General features: G+C 44.2%; 15 protein-coding genes and 1 riboswitch. Of the genes, 11 read left to right on the forward strand and 4 right to left on the reverse strand.

The window, feature by feature from the left end; genetic code table 11:
• Positions 1-43 precede the first annotated feature (43 nt).
• The 3 genes from ABIE26_RS08525 to ABIE26_RS08535 form a co-directional block, all read right to left on the reverse strand.
• Entirely contained in the window at positions 44-625 is a 582-nt protein-coding gene (locus tag ABIE26_RS08525; RefSeq protein ID WP_310137945.1) for an RNA polymerase sigma-70 factor, read from the reverse strand.
• A 132-nt stretch (positions 626-757) separates the two neighbouring features.
• Entirely contained in the window at positions 758-1,918 is a 1,161-nt protein-coding gene (locus tag ABIE26_RS08530) for an MFS transporter (RefSeq protein WP_354375392.1), read from the reverse strand.
• A 102-nt stretch (positions 1,919-2,020) separates the two neighbouring features.
• Entirely contained in the window at positions 2,021-2,650 is a 630-nt protein-coding gene (locus ABIE26_RS08535) for a DUF6266 family protein (RefSeq protein ID WP_310137943.1), read from the reverse strand.
• Between the two features lie 311 nt (positions 2,651-2,961).
• On the opposite strand from ABIE26_RS08535, the gene ABIE26_RS08540 reads away from it, so the two are divergent.
• Entirely contained in the window at positions 2,962-3,366 is a 405-nt protein-coding gene (locus ABIE26_RS08540; RefSeq protein ID WP_310137941.1) for a YtxH domain-containing protein, read from the forward strand.
• A 43-nt stretch (positions 3,367-3,409) separates the two neighbouring features.
• Here ABIE26_RS08540 and ABIE26_RS08545 read toward each other — a convergent pair whose 3' ends face one another.
• Positions 3,410-4,561, reverse strand: a complete 1,152-nt coding sequence (locus ABIE26_RS08545; protein ID WP_310137939.1) for an MFS transporter — start codon at positions 4,559-4,561, stop codon at positions 3,410-3,412.
• A 193-nt stretch (positions 4,562-4,754) separates the two neighbouring features.
• On the opposite strand from ABIE26_RS08545, the gene ABIE26_RS08550 reads away from it, so the two are divergent.
• The 10 genes from ABIE26_RS08550 (at position 4,755) to ABIE26_RS08595 (ending at position 16,571) form a co-directional block, all read left to right on the forward strand.
• Complete coding sequence (locus ABIE26_RS08550; protein ID WP_310137938.1) at positions 4,755-7,424, forward strand: TonB-dependent receptor; 2,670 nt, start codon at positions 4,755-4,757, stop codon at positions 7,422-7,424.
• A 12-nt stretch (positions 7,425-7,436) separates the two neighbouring features.
• Complete coding sequence (locus ABIE26_RS08555) at positions 7,437-8,762, forward strand: DUF4876 domain-containing protein (RefSeq protein WP_310137935.1); 1,326 nt, start codon at positions 7,437-7,439, stop codon at positions 8,760-8,762.
• Positions 8,763-8,764: 2 nt separating this feature from the next.
• Positions 8,765-10,294: a DUF6850 family outer membrane beta-barrel protein gene (locus ABIE26_RS08560; protein WP_310137933.1), complete on the forward strand. Its 1,530-nt coding sequence runs from the start codon at positions 8,765-8,767 to the stop codon at positions 10,292-10,294.
• 4 nt (positions 10,295-10,298) lie between these two features.
• Positions 10,299-11,438: a cytochrome-c peroxidase gene (locus ABIE26_RS08565; protein WP_310137931.1), complete on the forward strand. Its 1,140-nt coding sequence runs from the start codon at positions 10,299-10,301 to the stop codon at positions 11,436-11,438.
• Positions 11,439-11,531: 93 nt separating this feature from the next.
• Positions 11,532-11,619, forward strand: a riboswitch (TPP riboswitch).
• A gap of 59 nt (positions 11,620-11,678) precedes the next feature.
• Entirely contained in the window at positions 11,679-11,882 is a 204-nt protein-coding gene (gene thiS, locus ABIE26_RS08570; RefSeq protein ID WP_310137929.1) for a sulfur carrier protein ThiS, read from the forward strand.
• 22 nt (positions 11,883-11,904) lie between these two features.
• Positions 11,905-13,824, forward strand: coding sequence for a phosphomethylpyrimidine synthase ThiC (thiC, locus tag ABIE26_RS08575; protein WP_310137927.1), 1,920 nt, complete (start codon positions 11,905-11,907; stop codon positions 13,822-13,824).
• A 3-nt stretch (positions 13,825-13,827) separates the two neighbouring features.
• Positions 13,828-14,418 carry a thiamine phosphate synthase gene (locus ABIE26_RS08580; protein WP_310137925.1) on the forward strand — a complete coding sequence of 197 codons (591 nt, stop codon included), beginning with the start codon at positions 13,828-13,830 and terminating at the stop codon, positions 14,416-14,418.
• On the forward strand, positions 14,406-15,161 hold the full coding sequence (locus tag ABIE26_RS08585; RefSeq protein ID WP_310137922.1) for a hydroxymethylpyrimidine/phosphomethylpyrimidine kinase: 756 nt from the start codon (positions 14,406-14,408) through the stop codon (positions 15,159-15,161). Before ABIE26_RS08580 ends, ABIE26_RS08585 begins: the two co-directional genes overlap by 13 nt.
• A complete protein-coding gene (locus ABIE26_RS08590) occupies positions 15,158-15,799 on the forward strand; it encodes a thiamine phosphate synthase (RefSeq protein ID WP_310137921.1) in 642 nt (213 codons plus the stop codon). Before ABIE26_RS08585 ends, ABIE26_RS08590 begins: the two co-directional genes overlap by 4 nt.
• 4 nt (positions 15,800-15,803) lie before the next feature.
• Positions 15,804-16,571 carry a thiazole synthase gene (locus ABIE26_RS08595; protein ID WP_310137919.1) on the forward strand — a complete coding sequence of 256 codons (768 nt, stop codon included), beginning with the start codon at positions 15,804-15,806 and terminating at the stop codon, positions 16,569-16,571.
• Positions 16,572-16,574 lie beyond the last annotated feature (3 nt).

A 16,574-nucleotide genomic window follows, 5' to 3' on the forward strand; every position in this document is an offset into this window, starting at 1 on the left:
GTGAGCCAGCTACGGCTCTACCCCTACGCTAAAAGAAAAAAAATTAAAATAATGTGATCATTAACATCGACAAGCTCAGCAGCAGGCTATTCAACCCCAGCCTTAAACGCTTTAAAGCCTTGGTCAGCTGGTTTTCTACGGTCTTTTCAGATATCCCCAGTTCGGCAGCAATCTCTTTGTTTGACTTAAATTCCTTACGGCTCAGTTCAAATACAGATTTGCATTTTACCGGCAATTGTTCTACCGCGACGTTCAGGTTAGCTACCAGATCGTTCAACAGCACCGTTTCTTCAGTCGAATTATCGATCCTGTTGAGGGATAAAGATTCCTTATAACTGGCCCTCACCATTTCCTTCTGGATTTGGCCGAGCACCAGGTACCTTACCGATGTAAAAAGATATCCGGCAACTGAAGTATGAATGTTCAACACATTCCTGTTTATCCAAAGGGAGGTAAAAAGGTCTTGTACCAACTCTTCCGACACCTCTTTTGACTGCAGCCTTTTATAAGCAGCAGCATAGAGTTTATCCCAGTAACGGTTATAAATCTCCTCAAAAGCAGCCATCTGCTCTTGTTTCAAGAGCTGCAGCAATTCTTCGTCCTGGAGTATGTTCAGATTTTGCATGGTAAATACAGCAATCCCTTTCCTGCTTTTAAAGACAGGTTTGCCTGAATATTTGGTTGGAATCTAAATTAGACAAAGATTTAAGGATTTCAAAATACTGCCGGGGAATTTAATGCCGGTAAAAGCAAAAAACTAGCTGGCCAGCGCCAGTCTCTTGTTCCGGGCAATCAGCATCCAGGCAAACATGGCCCCTGTTAAAGCCATCAATGTACCCACCCATACGGGTGAAGTATAATCGTAGCCGGCTGCCAGCGGCAAACCGCCCAGAAAGGCACCCAGGGCATTACCAATGTTAAAACTGGCCTGACTTGCCGAGGCAGCCAGCATTTCAGATCCTTTAGCCGTGGTAATCATCAGCATCTGTATAGGGGCAGCCAGTGCAAAGGCTACAGCACCGGTTACAAAAGTCATGAGCAGTGAAAGTGTTTGATTTGCAGAAATATAATGCACAATAAACAAGGTCACAGCCATCGCAATCAGTAACGAAACAGAAGCTTTTGCAGGCGAGAACCTATCGGCGAGTTTACCACCTATGAAGTTCCCCACCAGCATCCCCAGGCCGGCCAACACCAGAATATACGTGATGGAATCAGCAGAAAAACCGCCTACATCGGTCAGCAAAGGTGCAATATAACTATACCAGGAGAACAGCCCTCCTGTTCCAATGGCAATCATCAGAATGATGAGCCAGGCTTCCGGTAGTTTAAAGAAACCCAGTTCCTTTTTCAGGTCCCTGTTTTTTGTTGCCGGTAAAGCCGGCATCCATAACTTCAGACTTAAAAGGGTAATTAAACCTACGATTACGATGATTACGAAGGTATAACGCCAGGAATAATTATGCCCGATGAAAGTTCCGAGCGGTACGCCGATTACATTGGCTACGGTTAAACCTGCAAACATAAGCGACACGGCCGAAGCTTCCTTACCCTTATCAGCAATGCGACTGGCCACTACAGATCCAACACCAAAAAATGCACCATGCGGCAGGCCTGCCAGTAAACGGGCAATAAACATGGTGGTATAATCAGGAGAAAAAGCCGACATGGCATTAAATGCCACAAACATCATCATCAGCGCCATCAATATCTTTTTCGGAGGGTAACTCCCGGCGATGGCTACCAATACAGGTGCGCCGATCACTACCCCAAGGGCATATGCAGAAATCAGGTGCCCAGCCTGCGGAATGGTGATGGACAGATCTTTTGCGATATCAGGTAGCAGGCCCATCATCACAAATTCCGTGATGCCAATGCCCAGTCCGCCAAGGGTTAAAGTGAGTAAGCTTTTCTTCATTTTCGTACCGTAGTTAGTGTAAAAAATACACGATACAAAAATAGACAATAAAGTGCCTTTATTTTACCTAATTGAGGTAATTTTTACAAAGTGATGTTTAATTTACACCTGCCCCAGGTAAATACTTCTGGCCACTTCAGAACGGTCTGGTGATATGAAGGAAATATAGGTCTCCGCAGGTTGCTCCATCTGATTGTCCTGCAGGGGCAAAAATTCTCTGCCTTCCATGCGCCGGGCACCGTAGCAGAACATTTCTCTTCTGCCTGATTCAGGAAAATAAGCCAATACCATTACCTGATCGGCACCATTGCCCCATGCAAAACCGTCGGTATCCCAGGTAAATTCTATACCACCCGATACCCTTTTTGCGACTGGGTTCTCAGCAGGCAATAAATCACCATCGCTAAGCAATACATTGGGATAATCAACCTCAACGTTAGGGTAAAAGCCTTTCAATGCATGTTTTTTATTGTAGGAAACTGCAATATTGTAATAGTTTTTGGTCGTGTTTTTTGCGGCCGGGCCAAAGCCTGCCTTCAGGATGGGTTTCATATGGAAAAAGAAATCACTGATTACTTTCATCCGCATTTCGTTGTCCAGCTGTCTTTCACTGGATCTTGTTCTTGAATGTGCCCTCATCCTGATTATATTTTGCCCGTTTAAAACGTAGCTGGTGAGGTTTCCTGTTGTTCCGGTTGTAGGGCCATAGATTCCGCCTAATAATTTTCCCATTTTGTTAAGTTTAAATTCATAAATACTGTTTATATCTGGTGTGCAGCGGTTAACGCTGAGTTACATAACAGTTTAAACTGTGTTTTAGTTTTTTAAAAGTTATTTAAATCATTTTTAAATCTTTTCTAAATCAGATTAAGGTCATTTGACCTAGAAAGGACCTAGGAACGACCTAGAAAGGCCCTAAAAAAAACCTAAAAATAGGTAACTCATACCAAGCTCTACCCGTACTCAAATAAAATTCAATGTGAATTAAAACAATATTGGCAGTGTGCTGTTTATCATAAGATATTAATCAACAGGAGAGCATTATGAATTACAAGAAATTAATGGCCAATCGTTTCACAGGCATGTCACACAGACCGGTTGATACTTCCACTGCTGTGATCGGTTTATTGGCCGGACTGGCAGTTGGGGCCGTACTGGGCGTTTTATTTGCGCCAGATAGCGGTAAAAGAACAAGGGAGCGGATTTCTGACAAAGCGCTGGATTTAACAGATAACATTAAAGATGGTTACCATTCGGTAAGGGAGCGCATGTCGACAGGCAAAGAAGAGCTTGCTCACCTGAAAGACCGCGTGGTGGATAATGTAAAAAATAAGGCAGCAGCAGTATCCCAGGAATTCAAAGAGTTTAAGGAAACTGAAAGGCAGAAAAGCAAATCGGCAGCACAGGATTCAGCCTATGATCCTGATAATGCCCTGCAGGATATTTAAATAAAAACAATGTTGAAATCGCCAAAGGCTTTTGGATCGGCTGTTATGCAGTTTGATCTGAAAGCCTTTGGTGTTTAAAGAACATTCGGGTAATCGGGATCAGCAGAATACCACAAATGGCAAATATGACAAAGGAAACCCTTAAGTTAAAAGCATGGGCAAGATAGCCGATTAACGGTGGTCCAAGCAGCATCCCGGTTATAGAATAGGTGGCTATAATGGATATGGCCATACCTGCAGAATACTTTTTGGACGCCCCTGCCAGCGCATAAGACATAGGGATAATGGCAGCCGTACCGAAGCCCACCAGTGAGAAACCAATCATAGCCGTCCAGAAATATGGAAAAATAATAGCCAAACTTATTCCTGATACAATAAATACCGCACTCATAATGTAAGATTTCGGCATTCCAAAACGGGCAACAATAAGATCTGAAAGGAACCTTGAAGCTGCCATAAAGGTCATAAACACCAGGTACCCATACGTAAACACTTTTACCTTAATGATCTCCTGGAAGTAAATTCCACTCCAGTCGAACATCCCGCCTTCACATATGGCGCAAAGAAAAACCACCAGTCCGAGATACGCGATATAAGGATCTGGCTTTTTTAAATTCAGTTTGTTCCCTGTTTCGGAGCGGTCGCCTTTCAATAAAAACTGATATGAATATAGGGTTATGATGAGCATAACGACTGCTACAGCCACAAAATGCATCTGGATAGAAACGTTCAATCCGATTAAAAGCGTCGATATCAGAATTCCGCCGATACCGCCCATGCTCCAGTAGCCATGAAAAGAGCCCATGATCTTTTTATCGAAGCGCTTTTGCAGTGTGATGGCCTGGGTGTTTACAGAAATGTTAAAAATCCGTGTGGTGAAAGCAAATATCACTACTGCCGCAACCAGCGTAAATGTATTGTGTGCAAAACCAATAAGTGCCAGGGCAAATGCATTGAGCCCGTACCCTACCGTTAAGGGCACCCGGCTATTGTATCTGGAAACCAGCCAGCCCGAAATGGGCAGGCCCAGTAAAGAACCGATAGGCAAGGCCAGCAGCATACTGCCCAGTTCTGCTTCGTTAAAGCCAAAAATAGTTTTAATGGTAGGGATACGAGAGGCCCAGGTAGAAAAACTTAAGCCCGACATGAAGAAAAAAAGGCTGAGAAAGAAACGGTGTTTTAAATTAGAGATCATTGCAATCGGTTTGCGCCGCAAATTTAGGAATTCATTTGCTGGTATTTTTGGAAAAACTGTCAGAAAGCGGTAAAGGAATTCGACTAATTAGATTTATTCTAAATAATTTGGATAATTAGTGTAATAATTACACTTTTGCAGGGGATATTAGAATAAGTCTAAATTGAAACAAGTATACATTTTAATAATACTGTTGATTACAAGTAATGCTTACGCGCAGAAAAAGGTACTTGTAACAGGGCGCGTGGTTGATGTTAAACAAAAAGCCATTCCATTTGCAACCGTGCAATCTGAAGTGCTTGCAATATCAACTTATACTACTAGTGATGGTTATTTTGAATTTGGTGTGGATACTGTTCGGTTCAGAAATTTCGATGTAACCATTAAAATGGTTGGAAAAAAAAACATAGAAACTTTTTTTAACACCACTTCAAACCTTAAGAATCTGAAATTTATACTTCTTGACCTGAACCTGAGTTTAAACGAAGTTGAGGTAAGCGAGGTACGTAAAACCAGATCGTCTAATTCTTCCATTTTGTTTGACAGGCAGGCAGTTGAACAGGTTCAGGCTTTTAGTCTGACTGATATATTAAACAATCTTCCGGGGAAAACTGTAACCCCTCCCCAATTGCAAAATCCAACAAACATTACTTTAAGAAGCCAGGCCGAAGGTTTGCACTCAATGAACAATGCATTGGGAACTGCGATTATAATGGATGACATCCAGCTGTCTAACAATGCAAATATGCAAAACCGGAACGTAGGTAAGTTCGGCTTAGCCGGTTCAGCTATTGGGAGCCGCTCAAACGGCGGATTTGATGTTACCTTTGCTGGCCTGGATCTGAGGGAAATTCCAGCCGACAACATTGAAAGTATCGAGGTGATCTCTGGCGTTGCACCAGCAAAATATGGCGACCTGACCGATGGTGCAGTAATCATTAACAGGCAGGCAGGCAGGACCAAATACCAGTTCAACTCCAGAATCAATGCTAATTCCACCAATTTTTCACTTTCAAAAGGTTATGTATTGGGAAAAAAAACGGGAGCAATAAATTTTTCCGCGAACTATCTCTTTAGTGAGGAAGACCCGAGTGATCCTATTAAGTCCTATAAAAGGGTAAGTACAGGCCTGATATGGACTTCTTACCTATTTAAGGGTTTTAAAAACACGATCTCATTAGACTACAACACCAGGCTTGATGATGTAAAACTTGATCCTGATGTAGGTGAAGACTATATGACCTTTGCTAAGTCCAGAAATTTCTCTATTTCTAACAGGTCTTCCGTGAATGTGAACCACACTGTGCTGAAGTCTGTCAGCATGAGTATTGGCTACAGCAAAGGTTATCAGGAAACCTACAATCAGCGCCGTTTTAACAATGCGCCCAAGGCAATGGCAGATAAAGATACCACCGGTCTTTATGTAGGTTATTATACTCCGGGAACATTTCTTGCGGTTGAACACCTTTTGGGCAGACCTGGCAATTTGAATGGAAACCTGAGTATTAACAATGAGTTCTATACGGGAGAACTGGTGCATCACCTGAGTATTGGTACCAATATTTATTTTTCGGACAACAAAGGAGAAGGTATTGTAATTGATCCTGATGCACCAAGGTGGGCAAATGTAGGCTTTCAAAATGAGCGACCTTATAGCTATGAACTGCTCCCTGCTATTTTTAATTATGGGATATATATACAGGACGATTTTGGTTTTAACCTGTTCAGTATGCCCTTAAAAATAAATGCAGGTTTGCGTTACGACAATCAGAACGGCAGTGTAAACCTGCAGCCACGGATTAATACCACCTATGGGCTATCCAGCAAAATGAAGTTTAGTCTGGCATTCGGTATGGCTTCTAAAGCTCCCACCTTGTCTCACAGATACCCAGGTCCGATATATTTTGATCTGCCTCTACTTAACGTTTTTAACAGCAATGATGTTTCCAAAAGCCTGTTCCTGGTGTACACTGATAAAATAACACCAGACAATTCGGCCATGGTAGCTTCTAAATCCTCTCAGGTGGAAATTGGTCTTTCCTATAAAGATAAGTTTTTTGACTCCTCCATTTTTGGGTACTATAAGACCAGCAGGGATGGCTTCAGCAACGAGACCGTTTATAAGGGATACACTTTGCCAGAGTACAGTTATATTTTGGATGCCGAAGGCAAACCAGGTTATGTGGCTAGTGGCGGGACACGTAAGTGGATAACCAGCTACAATAGTACCGGAAACAGATTGAGCAGTAATAATGCCGGACTGGAATGGTTTATCGCTACAAAAAAAGTCAAAGTAATTGAAACCAGCTTTAACCTGAACACGTCCTTTTCCTATAGCACTTTTAAAAGAGATGGGTTTTCGACCCAGAAAGCTGATGATAAGTTTATAACAGACAGTTACAAAGCCTGGTTTGGAGTATACGGCCCCAGCACTACGGAAAGTTATCAGGTTATGAGTAAACTAACTACCTCTACCCATATTCCTAAGTTGGGTTTTGTGGTGAGTATATTAACTGATTTTTTCTGGCTGAAGCAGAGCAAAATACTGGACAAGGCCTATTTGCCTGTTGCTTACCTAGACAAAGATTTTCAACGTTATGAGATTCCCGTTTTTGATCCCGATGACGCAACCTATAATTACCTTGCCCTTAACAGTGCGGCAGCAAACATAACTAAACAGCCTCTGGTGTATGCTAACCTATCACTAAGGGTTGCAAAGGATATTGGTAAAGCCATGCGCATGTCGGTAAATGCCTATAACGTATTTAACATTAGAAACAGCTCTTATAATTGGATAACGGATAAGGTAACCACTTATACCTTTCCGGTAAGTGTAAGTGCAGATCTTTCTATTAAATTTTAACAACTATTAAATATGAAACAAATTCAACTTTTATTTACAATCTTAACATTCAGCTATATGTTCTCTGGTTGTAAAAAGGACAAAAACGAAGTGCAACCGGTTTCGGTAACATTTCAGGTAAAATTTGACGATAAGACTTCCGGATTAGGACTTTCCCCGGCAAAAGCAGAGGTTACCATAACCAACCAGGTAAATGGTCAAATAAATAAGGCTGTAGCCGATGAGAGTGGCGTGGTAAAATTTAATAGCATTATACCAGGCAACTATTCGGTTGTTTCTACATTAAAAATACCCGCAGTAGACTATTCAGTTGCAACAGGGGTTATGACTACTGAAGACGTAGTGTTTAACGCGAATATGAACGCAGGGATTAACAATACTTCGGGAACACTGGAATTGGTAATGACAGCCGGAAGACTAGGCGATTGGGTAATTAAACAAGTCTACTACGGGGGGTCGAGTGCATCGGATGGTGCCGGTATCAGAGACCAGTTTTTTGAGATTTATAACAATTCATCAGAAGTAATGTATGCGGACAGTCTTTATTTTGCTTTAATCATCGGCGTCAATAATACTACTTCTGACTTGAGTAAGCCTCATTTTTTACCCACAGGACAATTTGACTGGACCAAATCTATAGGTATGAATAATGCCAAGGCGAATACAGATTATGTTTATGCAAAAGCCATACACCGTATTCCCGGAACCGGCAAGCAATATCCCATACAGCCAGGTGGCAGCATCATTATTGCCCAAAGTGCGATGAACCACAAAGCATCGTTTACCAGTGGTGGAAAACAATATACTGTTAAAAACCCCGCACTAACTATTGATCTCAGCAAAGCTGATTTCGAGGGTTACTTTGGGAATATCCCCGGTATTAATCCATTGGCTACAGATTTGGAAAACGCAGATGTACCAAACATTGAGGTGATTCACCTGGACGACAGAGATCTTATTTTAGATACCCGGGGTCAGGAGGCCATTGTAATCTTTAAAACTAAAGATGATGTAACAAAATTTAATAAATATCCTTCCCCAGATGTAAAAGCGATTACTACAACCACGGAATTGTTTGTGCAGCTACCAAATTCTATAATTACAGATGCTGTAGAAATGGCACAGACCGTTGCCACCAAACGTGTACCACACAGGTTACCGGCGGCGCTTGATGCAGGTTTTACTTTTGTGCCTGGCGGCTCTTTTTCTTCTCAGTCCGTAATTAGAAAAACCAGTAAAATTGCAAATGGCAGGCGAATATTAAAAGACTCCAATAATTCGTCAGAGGATTTTGACTATCTGCCGATGGCCGATCCTACAAAAAGTGTTTTCAAATAGCAATGAGGTTTAAAATACTGGCATCCCTGATGTTTTTGTCTTTAGGCTTGTTTTCCCAGGAAATCAGGCCGAAAGATTCATTATATTTATTTAATCTGGCCGAAAGGGAACTTAGGGTAGCAAAAGAAAGTGCAACAGCACTGCTCAGGTATCCATCAGAACAACTGAGCAAGGTTAGCCTGCATTATGAGTATAGTGAGGGTGCTTTCAAAGGTCCGCAAACTCCGGGAAGCAGCAACAGAATTTCTTTTGAAGCTGAGGGCATAAAAAAAATAAACCGCTTTAAGCTTTACGGTAATTTTGAATACTCGAAGCTACAGGAAAAAGACCTTGGCAATGTATTGCGTGGAGAAGGTACAGATGACCAGCCTTTTTATCACATTGTGGCTAAGGAAAGTAATTTCAGCAGACAGAAGTACCATGCAAAAGGTATCATCAGTTATGAATTATTGAAAGAAAAGCTTAATTTTTCGTCTGGTTTTAATTACATCTATTACCTGGCTGACAGATCTGTAGATCCCCGCATGGCCTTAAACTGGTTTGATTTTCAAATGCAACCGGAACTAACCTATATTACTAAAAACTGGAACTTGGGCGCATCGGGACTATGGGGTTATGGTACAGAAGAGACCAGTATTGCCTACAAGAGGACAGAATACAAAACTGGCTTGCAGTATCCGGAAAGGATTACCTACTTGAATTATGGTTATGGTTATGCACCGATTTCATATGATGAACTTTCCAGAAGAAAACAATATAAGGGAGGGAGTATCTATGCTGCAGGAAAAACCGGCACATGGAATATCTTATTAGAGTTTAAATACATCAATACATCTGATAAAAACCAAAATGAACTTGATCAGTCTTTAAAAAACATAGTTTACAGCACCTATACCAGCGAGACTTTAAGTGGGCACCTGCTGTTAACCAGAAAACATAAACGTAATCTGAAGCAACTCGAACTCGTTTATTCGGATTTGGATGGAACGGATGATGTAGCCGGATTTTTCGGGAAAAACTATACTGCAAACAACAAGTCTGGTGGTGTCGCATTTAACAATGCTGACACTTACGGCAGCAATACTTTTGAATGGGGAGCTTCATTAAATTACCTCTACAATTACAAAAAAGATGCAGTAACTGCGCATCTTTTTGAGTATGCAAATTTCCGTCCGGGCATTAGTGGAAACTGGTACCACACTACTGCATCTGGAAACAGCTATTCAGTTGGCCTTGCTCCTTCACTGCTGCTGCCTTTTGATGTAAGTGCCAGTGCTCCTTTGACACAGCAAAATGCATTTACTTTAACCGTGATGTATCCGGATTATGTCTATCAAAGAATGAAAAAAGGCATATTAAACCTAAAGCTAGGTTACGTCAGCAATACCTTAAGCAAAGATTTTAAAACCGGAATAACGTTAAATACAACTTATATCCAGGCAATACAAAAACAGGAAGTTACCGTGCCTGCAGCAACGCTACCAGGAAATCGCAGATTAGCTGCAAATCTCTCTTTAAATCTTTATTTTTGACAGTATGAAACGGGTGTTTTTGGCGTTGAGTACGCTGCTATTTATCTTATTGTTTGTTTCTTTCCGTTCTTTCGACTTCATTACTGGTGATGCATTACCTGTTGATTCGCTCAGGAAGATCTATTCCCAATCGCCGGATAAATGGCCTGTACCAACCCTGGATTCGGGAGTTAAATTTGTTGAACTGGGCGTAGTGCCCCTCTCTCCCATTGAAGACCAAAAAGAGCAGTTGAAAGGGGTGATTACCCTGGGCAGGAACCTGTTCTTTGATCCCCGCCTCTCGGGCTCCAACCAGATTTCCTGTTCAAGTTGTCATGCACCAGACCTGAACTGGCAGGATGGACGGGAAAAGGCCATAGGCCACGATCATGGCGCCGGTAAACGCAACACCCCCTCTCTTGAAAATGTATGGTTCTTTAAAAAACTTTTCTGGGACGGACGTGCCAATGGATTGGAAGATCAGGCTGCACACCCCATCAGCAACCCCATTGAAATGCACCAGGACCTGAAAAAACTACCGGCCAAATTGCAGAAGATCAAAGGCTATCAGCCCCTGTTCACCGAAGCTTTTGGCGATAAGAAAGTAACTGTAGAACGTATTGTTTCGGCCCTGGCTACTTATCAGAAAACAATTGTAAGCCGCAAAAGCGATTTTGATCATTTTCTGCTGGGTGATAAGAAACGTTTAACAGATCAGCAGATACTGGGCCTCCACTTGTTCCGTACAAAAGCACGTTGCCTGAATTGCCATAATGGTCCCTTGTTTAGTGACGGGGAATTCCACAACGCAGGTTTAACTTACTTCCGCCGCAAATATGAAGATCTTGGCCTGTACAACATCACCAAAAAACCTGAAGACGTGGGCAAATTCAGAACCCCTGGTCTGCGCAACGTAATGCGCACTGCCCCATGGTTCCACAATGGCCTGTTCAGCGATATGGATGGTGTAATGAACATGTACAATGTAGGGATGCCGGTACAACGGGTAAGGCCAGAACAGGTAAATGACCCTTTATTGCCTAAAAACGACAGGTTATTAAAGCCATTGGGGCTTTCTAAACCAGAAAAAGATGCCATCATCGCCTTTATGGAAAGTATCTCGGTAATTCCATGGAAAGAAAGGGCACCGGAATTGCCAAAATAGCGCACAAATTGCGTTAAAAGGATAAAAAAGGCCTGGCAATTTAAATTTTGCAGGTCTTTTTTGCTTTTTACAAATTAAATAACCTAGCTTTACAAAAAACTTTAGGGGTGCCTTGCGCTGAGATATACCCTTTGAACCTGATGCAGTTAGTACTGCCGAAGGGAAAAGTAGAAGCAAATCTATTGCTGTCTTTTCGACCCGTTATGGGCTATCCCCTACAGTTTTCCAATTTTTTAAAATATGGATATCACTGTAAACCACAAAACCTATGTTGTTGATGAAGCCTGTTCGGTTGAACAGCTGCTTGCCCTGGTGCTCCGGCAGGAGGCCAAAGGAATGGCTGTGGCCATTAACCAGAACATTGTAGCCAAAACAGACTGGTCTGTGCACACCCTAAGGCAGGGCGACCAGGTAACCCTCATCAAAGCCACGCAGGGCGGATAATTCACACCTTAAAACTTAACGGATGAAAACTGAAAAAATTCCCAACGAACAAATCATTACCCGTACCCCCTTTCCGGCCTCACGCAAGATCTATGTAAAGGGACAACTGCATGAGATTGAAGTCGCCATGCGCGAGATCTCTTTAACAGACACCAAAATCCATAATGGCTTTGGAGAGCGTTTTGGAGAACGTTTTGGAGAGCGTTCTAACCTTACCGAACCAAATCCCCCTGTTACCGTATACGACACCAGCGGCCCGTATACCGATCCTGATATGCATATTGATGTCAAAGCCGGACTGCCCCGGTTAAGGGAAAAATGGATCACCGGCAGGCAGGATGTGGAGCAGCTGGAGCAGATCTCGTCTGATTACGGACAGCAGCGCCTGGCAGACAGCAAACTGGATACCCTGCGTTTTGAACACCTCAATAAGCCCTACCGTGCGGTAAAAGGAGCCAATGTTTCGCAGATGCATTATGCAAAAAAAGGCATCATTACCGCCGAAATGGAATACATCGCCATCCGCGAAAACCAAAGGATAGACCTGCTGAATGCGCAGCTGGGCAAGCAGTATGAGGTGATGAACCACCAGCACAAAGGCCATAGCTTTGGTGCCAATACCCCTAAGGGATACATTACCCCCGAATTTGTACGTGCTGAAGTGGCCGCAGGCCGTGCAGTCATCCCCTGCAACATCAACCACCCGGAGCTGGAGCCTATGGTTATTGGCCGCAACTTCCTGGTAAAGATCAATGCCAATATCGGTAACTCGGCCGTTACTTCTTCTATTGAGGAGGAAGTGGAAAAAGCGGTATGGGCCTGCAGATGGGGCGCCGATACGATCATGGATTTATCAACCGGTAAAAATATCCATGAAACCCGCGAATGGATCATCCGCAACTCACCCGTACCAATTGGTACCGTACCTATTTACCAGGCCCTGGAAAAAGTAAATGGCAAGGCCGAAGACCTGACCTGGGAGCTGTTCAGGGATACGCTGATTGAGCAGGCCGAGCAGGGTGTGGATTATTTTACCATTCATGCTGGCGTATTGCTGCGTTACGTGCCTTTAACGGCAAAAAGGGTAACCGGAATTGTATCGCGCGGTGGTTCAATTATGGCCAAATGGTGCCTGGCACACCATAAAGAAAACTTCCTGTATACACATTTTGAAGAGATTTGTGAGATCATGAAGGCTTATGATGTGGCCTTTTCTCTGGGCGACGGGCTAAGACCAGGATGTATTGCAGATGCCAACGACGAAGCGCAGTTCGGTGAACTGGAGACATTGGGCGAGCTGACCAAAATTGCCTGGAAACATGATGTACAAACCATTATTGAGGGGCCGGGCCACGTACCGATGCACCTGATCAAGGAGAACATGGAAAAACAACTGGAGCATTGTGCTGAAGCCCCTTTTTATACTTTAGGGCCGCTTACCACAGATATTGCACCGGGTTACGACCACATCACTTCGGCCATCGGCGCGGCCATGATTGGCTGGTTTGGTACCGCCATGCTGTGTTATGTTACCCCTAAAGAGCATTTAGGACTGCCAAACAAAAAAGACGTAAAAGACGGGGTGATTACCTATAAGATTGCAGCGCATGCGGCCGATCTGGCCAAAGGACATCCTGGAGCGCAATACCGCGACAATGCACTAAGCAAAGCAAGGTTTGAGTTCCGCTGGGAAGACCAGTTTAACCTGGCGCTGGATCCGGATACTGCCCGTGAGTTTCACGATGAGACCCTTCCGGCCGATGGCGCCAAGATTGCGCACTTCTGCTCCATGTGCGGCCCTAACTTCTGTTCTATGAAAATTACGCAGGACGTAAGGGAATATGCGGCAAAGCAAGGCGTAGACGAACAGGTTGCCCTGGAAAAAGGCATGGCCGAAAAATCGAAAGAGTTTACAGAAAAAGGCAGCGAAATTTACCTGTAGACCATGAAGTTGTTTGTAATCTCTTCTGCACATTTATTTAAAGGAGAAGCAGCGCTGATCAATCAACTGTTCGAAGCCGGTATGCCGGTGCTCCATTTGCGTAAAGAAAACCCGGACCGGCAGGAATATGCCGGTCTGATTTCGGCTGTAGATGAATGTTTCCACCATAGGATTGCCCTGCACCAGTTTCATGAGCTGAGCGCAGATTTTCCGGGCGTAAAAAGACTTCATTATCCGGAATGGATGAGAAAACAACCAACACAAACAGTTAAAAATGATGAATTTACAAGAAGCACCTCTATTCATAATTTAAATGAATTAAACGAAGTTCAGGGTTTCGCTTATACTTTTTTCGGGCCGGTATTCGACAGCTTTTCAAAGCCGGGATACAAGAGCAGGCTTGCCGGGGATTTTAAAGTACCTGTAATGGAAAACACTACCCCAATCATCGCCATTGGCGGCATTGATGCAGACAAAATTGAGCCCCTTAAACAAATGGGATTTGAGGGCGCCGCGGTTCTGGGTGCGCTATGGAACGACAAGGAACAGGCTTTAACTAATTTCAATAAAATAAAGAGGATATGCAGCAGCTAAGACCATATGTAATGAGCCTTGCGGGATTTGACCCGAGTGCGGGTGCTGGTATTCTGGCCGATATCAAATGCTTTGAGCAATTGCAGGTATATGGGTTCGGGGTTTGTACGGCACTTACGGTACAAACAGCCGATGTATTTTTAAAGAACGACTGGCTGGATGCCGGGCAGATTATCGATCAGGCGGCACCATTGCTTGGTAAATTTGAGGTTAAGGCCTGCAAAATCGGGCTGATCAAAGATCAGGATACCCTCCTGGAGGTGCTGGCCTTTCTGAAATTAAAAGCTCCCGGCATTAAAATCGTGCTCGACCCGGTATTAAAAGCCAGTGCAGGTTACACCTTTCACAACTGGGAGGAATCACTGGAAAAACTGGCGCCCGTTTTAAGTCAGCTGGACCTGATTACCCCCAATTACCCCGAAATGCAGGTTCTGGCCGGCAACACTGCTGCACAGGAGGCAGCAAGGGCCTGGTCGGCATACTGCCCGGTTTTACTCAAAGGCGGGCACAACAGCACAGCTGCCGGTACCGATTACTTATTTGAAGCCGGAGGTTTAAGGATACTTAAGCCAGATGTGCAGCAGGTGTACCAGAAACATGGTTCAGGCTGTGTGCTGTCTGCCGCCATAACTGCAGCACTGGCAAAAGGCCAGGATCTGTATACCGCCTGCTTTTTTGGCAAGAAATACATTGAACAATTTTTAAACAGCAGCCCCAGTCTGTTGGGGCACCACCAGTTATGATAGACAGCTTACATTACATATCGCAGCCATCGGCCAGCGGCTCTCACCTGGAAGCCATAGAAAAGGTATTGCTTGCAGGAGCAAAATGGATCCAGCTAAGGGTAAAAAACCAGACTGAAGATGAGGTTTTAGCGCTTGCCCTGAAGGCAGCATGGCTCTGCAAGGTACATGAGGCCAGGCTGATCGTAAACGATTACCCGCAGGTAGCTTTGGCCGCAGGTGCATACGGACTGCACCTTGGCCTCAACGATATGCCTGTTGCTGAAGCAAGGGCCATCGTTGGTCCGGATATGATCATAGGCGGCACCGCAAATACCTTTGAGCACATACAGCTCCGGGCAGCTGAAGGGGTAAATTACATCGGACTGGGCCCCTATCGCTTTACCACTACAAAACAGAACCTGAGCCCCGTTATTGGTCTGGAAGGTTATATCCGATTGATAGAGCAGATGCAGGAGGCGGGTATCCGGCTGCCGGTAATTGCTATCGGTGGTATTGAAGCCAAAGATATTCCACTATTGATGCAGGCAGGTTTGCATGGTGTGGCAGTCTCAGGCGCCCTGACCCGGCATACGGAACTATCTTTAGCCATCGGGGAAATGTACAGCAATTTACAGGTGGTTCATTCTAATATTTAAGCATATGTTAAAAATAGCAGACAAAATATTCAATTCCCGCCTGTTTACAGGCACAGGGAAGTTCAGTTCGGCCCTTAACATGGAAGACGCCCTGCTGGCTTCAGGCACTGAACTCGTTACCGTAGCACTGAAAAGAGTGGACATGCATGCACCGGATGATGACTTCCTGCAGCATTTAAGGCACCCGCAGATCAGTTTGCTGCCCAACACTTCAGGGGTAAGGAATGCAAAAGAAGCAGTTTTTGCTGCCCAGATGGCCCGAGAAGCCCTGGAAACCAATTGGCTTAAACTGGAAATACATCCCGATCCTAAATACCTGATGCCCGACCCTATTGAAACGCTGAAAGCTACGGAAGAACTGGCAAAACTGGGCTTTGTGGTACTGCCCTATATCCATGCCGATCCGGTGCTTTGCAAGCGACTGGAAGATGCAGGTACAGCGGCAGTAATGCCCCTTGGATCGCCAATTGGCAGCAACAAAGGCTTAAAGACCATAGATTTCCTGGAAATCATCATTGCCCAAAGTAAAGTTCCTGTGGTGGTAGATGCCGGAATAGGCGCTCCTTCTGATGCCGCAAAAGCGATGGAAATTGGCGCCGATGCCGTGCTGGTAAATACAGCTATTGCCGTTTCGGAAAATCCGGTTGCCATGGCCCGGGCATTTAAAATGGCAGTTGAAGCCGGCAGAATGGCTTTCGAAGCCCGGCTGGCTGCAGTAGCAACAGGTGCGCAGGCCATTGCCAGTAGTCCCCTTACTTCCTTTTTAGATTAACCG

Source organism: Pedobacter africanus, assembly GCF_040548825.1.
GTDB lineage: Bacteria > Bacteroidota > Bacteroidia > Sphingobacteriales > Sphingobacteriaceae > Pedobacter > Pedobacter africanus_A.

Excerpts from the sequence above, each read along its gene's own strand:
- ABIE26_RS08535 (WP_310137943.1), bottom strand. The coding sequence starts at position 2,650 with ATGGGAAAATTATTAGGCGGAATCTATGGCCCTACAACCGGAACAACA.
- ABIE26_RS08565 (WP_310137931.1), top strand. The coding sequence starts at position 10,299 with ATGAAACGGGTGTTTTTGGCGTTGAGTACGCTGCTATTTATCTTATTG.
- ABIE26_RS08540 (WP_310137941.1), top strand. The coding sequence starts at position 2,962 with ATGAATTACAAGAAATTAATGGCCAATCGTTTCACAGGCATGTCACAC.
- ABIE26_RS08585 (WP_310137922.1), top strand. The coding sequence starts at position 14,406 with ATGCAGCAGCTAAGACCATATGTAATGAGCCTTGCGGGATTTGACCCG.
- ABIE26_RS08560 (WP_310137933.1), top strand. The coding sequence starts at position 8,765 with ATGAGGTTTAAAATACTGGCATCCCTGATGTTTTTGTCTTTAGGCTTG.
- thiC (WP_310137927.1), top strand. The coding sequence starts at position 11,905 with ATGAAAACTGAAAAAATTCCCAACGAACAAATCATTACCCGTACCCCC.
- ABIE26_RS08555 (WP_310137935.1), top strand. The coding sequence starts at position 7,437 with ATGAAACAAATTCAACTTTTATTTACAATCTTAACATTCAGCTATATG.
- ABIE26_RS08580 (WP_310137925.1), top strand. The coding sequence starts at position 13,828 with ATGAAGTTGTTTGTAATCTCTTCTGCACATTTATTTAAAGGAGAAGCA.
- ABIE26_RS08595 (WP_310137919.1), top strand. The coding sequence starts at position 15,804 with ATGTTAAAAATAGCAGACAAAATATTCAATTCCCGCCTGTTTACAGGC.
- ABIE26_RS08525 (WP_310137945.1), bottom strand. The coding sequence starts at position 625 with ATGCAAAATCTGAACATACTCCAGGACGAAGAATTGCTGCAGCTCTTG.
- ABIE26_RS08530 (WP_354375392.1), bottom strand. The coding sequence starts at position 1,918 with ATGAAGAAAAGCTTACTCACTTTAACCCTTGGCGGACTGGGCATTGGC.
- ABIE26_RS08545 (WP_310137939.1), bottom strand. The coding sequence starts at position 4,561 with ATGATCTCTAATTTAAAACACCGTTTCTTTCTCAGCCTTTTTTTCTTC.
- ABIE26_RS08590 (WP_310137921.1), top strand. The coding sequence starts at position 15,158 with ATGATAGACAGCTTACATTACATATCGCAGCCATCGGCCAGCGGCTCT.
- thiS (WP_310137929.1), top strand. The coding sequence starts at position 11,679 with ATGGATATCACTGTAAACCACAAAACCTATGTTGTTGATGAAGCCTGT.